Raw genomic sequence first — 2,388 nt, forward strand, 5'->3', positions numbered from 1 at the left:
CGGGTGGACTGGACGTACGATGCGTTGGGGCGTCGGGTACGGCAGGTGCGGTACGTCTGGACCAACGGCACGCGGCAGGTGGTGGAGGATCTGAAGCTGGTGAGTGATCCCGTGATGTTCGGTCGTCCCATTGCGGAGCTGAACGGGACGAACGGTGCTCTGGTGCGGTCGTACGTGTGGGGATTGGATCTTTCGGAAACCCTGGACGGTGCGGGTGGTGTGGGCGGGTTGTTGTGGGTGCGCCTGAACACCAGCCCTGCTTCAGGTGTGCACTTTGTGACGTATGACGGCAACGGGAACGTGTGGACCCTGGTGTCCGCGAGCACTGGGACCGAGACTGCGCGGTACGAGTATGGCCCGTTTGGGGAGCCTTTGCGGCTGACGGGTGCCGCGGCGGGGTGGAATCCGTTCCGGTTCAGCACGAAGCGGTCGGAGGACGCGACGGGCCTGGTGCTGTACGAATACCGCGCCTACAGTCCCGCCCTGGGAAGGTGGTTGAGCAGGGATCCGTTAGGGGAACAGCCTGGCAGCTTCTCGTTAAGATCCGGGCCTGCGAGTCTCGTGGGTGCGCAGCCCTATGCATTTGTCCTTAATGCGCCGGTGTTCCGATACGACGTTTTGGGTCTCGTGCCGCCGATGGAAGTGCCTTGGTGGCCTCCCAAATGCGATCCACCCCCGCTGCCAAGTCCCTGCGATGTAGCCGCACATCTCATTAGGAGCTTCTTGAGTACGCCTCAGGAGAAGGCAGCGTGGGACAGGTATGTGTCGGGCACTGGGGGGACGTGGAAGTTATCGTGCTCGGAGATGCGATCGGTGTTGAGCGCGGCCAGGGCCGCGAACGGGATGACCGTGCTGGATATGATCGAAGCAGAGCGGCGCCGATGCGAGTACGGCTTTTTGGGGTATCCTAATTCGGACTGGTGGAAGTCTCATTGGTGGATGAGTCAAAGGAAAGAGGTAGTGGCTGTGGGCGCCCCATGGGAGTGTGCTTTGGGCAACGTGGAGCTGACGATATACACGGCATGCGAGTGCAACAAGTTCTTTTATAGCGTGTGTTTGAAGGACAGGTACGATTTCGATCCCAAGTGGTTAGAAACGCACCGGTCGTGGTTCGGTGAATTTTATGTCACGGTCGTATGGGCGGCTCAAAATGCACTGAAGTGTGGGTGGAGGCCGTATCAGATTACGGGTTGTTACCATGGAGCGTTGTGTACGTTCTAGGCTTGCAAAAGCGGTGTTGGGAACTGCGTATAGCATGACGCTGATTGGAGTGTTTACACACGAGCCCGTTTCATTTGGTGGCGGATGGTTGGGGGGTTGGCTGCAACTTGCCGTGCACCTGGTGTTATTTGGCAGCGTGTGGTTGGGGTGGGCGCTGAAGCAATGGAAATGGGCGTTGTGTGGCGCGGGTGGTGCGGGTGCAATCATGGTGTCGGCGTATGTGTGGCGCAAGGTTGTGCATCCCGGACAGGTCATGGTGGACTATGGAGGGCCTTATTTGCTTGGGCTGACCGTTCTTCCTTTTGTGGCTGGCCTGGTATACCCGGGGAAGTGGTATGTGAAGCTCGGGTTCACGGTGGTAGGGCTGTTGGGCGAGTGCATAGCGCTTGTGGTGGTTGGGTTTGTGGGGATAGCCCTGAAGGGCTTGCCCGTGGATTGAGGTGCGCAGCGGGGAGGAAGTTCGACGGGACGTGATCATGGCACTGAAAGGAACGATCCATAGAGTCCGCAGGGCCAGCCTCGATCACAACTGGAGGTCGCCGACGTCCTGTGCCTCAACGCCAGCTCCCAACCCACCGGATGCTTTGGCCGGCGTGCTTTGGGCGGATGTGGCATTGCGATGATCCCCAGAGGCACAGAATGCGCAGGGGGATTTGCATTGGGGCTCGGGATGCATGGAGCCGTGCGGCGTGTGGGGAAGCGCCAGGCGGAGAGGTTGCTTACCAGCCAAGCAACGATCTGGACACTATGGGGTGGGCGAGGACGGCGCAGGTAAGGGACAGAGCGCAGCCCAATGGCCCGTAGAAAGATGCGGGCACAGAGGACTGTGCCCCTCCCGCAAGGTCCCGTGGGCGGGACCACGTCCTCGCGGTCCGCTGGAACGCGCCTACAGCAAGCTGCTGGTCGCAAGTACGTGTACGGGCCACCCGACTTTTGCAGGGGCAAGGGGCTGCGGAAAACATTGCCGGACACCTACGGCTGCCATAGAGCTCGCGAAATGCTTTGTTCGCTCTCCTTTGGCCGTTCTCCGTGTCCTCTGTGTCTCTGTGGTTCAGTCCCTCCATGCCTCTGGACCGACCGGACCGGCTGCAGGGGGAGGTGCGGACGGCGGTGGTGGTGCAGACGCCGGAGCTGCTCGTCCACGACCTGGACGGGAATCTTGTCCGG

Annotated in this window: 2 protein-coding genes; both read left to right on the forward strand. The window is 60.7% G+C overall.

Annotation, left to right across the window (positions count from 1 at the left end; all coding sequences use genetic code 11):
- Positions 1–1,221 (forward strand): RHS repeat-associated core domain-containing protein (locus G4L39_RS00010; protein ID WP_165104972.1); only part of this gene is annotated, 1,221 nt, incomplete at its 5' end.
- A 34-nt stretch (positions 1,222–1,255) separates the two neighbouring features.
- Positions 1,256–1,660, forward strand: coding sequence for a hypothetical protein (locus G4L39_RS00015; RefSeq protein ID WP_165104974.1), 405 nt, complete (start codon positions 1,256–1,258; stop codon positions 1,658–1,660).
- Positions 1,661–2,388: the final 728 nt, after the last annotated feature.

This window comes from Limisphaera ngatamarikiensis, from assembly GCF_011044775.1.
In the GTDB taxonomy this organism is placed as follows: domain Bacteria; phylum Verrucomicrobiota; class Verrucomicrobiia; order Limisphaerales; family Limisphaeraceae; genus Limisphaera; species Limisphaera ngatamarikiensis.

What these genes read in the sequence shown, in the direction of transcription:
- G4L39_RS00015 (WP_165104974.1), top strand. Translation starts at nt 1,256, where the DNA reads ATGACGCTGATTGGAGTGTTTACACACGAGCCCGTTTCATTTGGTGGC.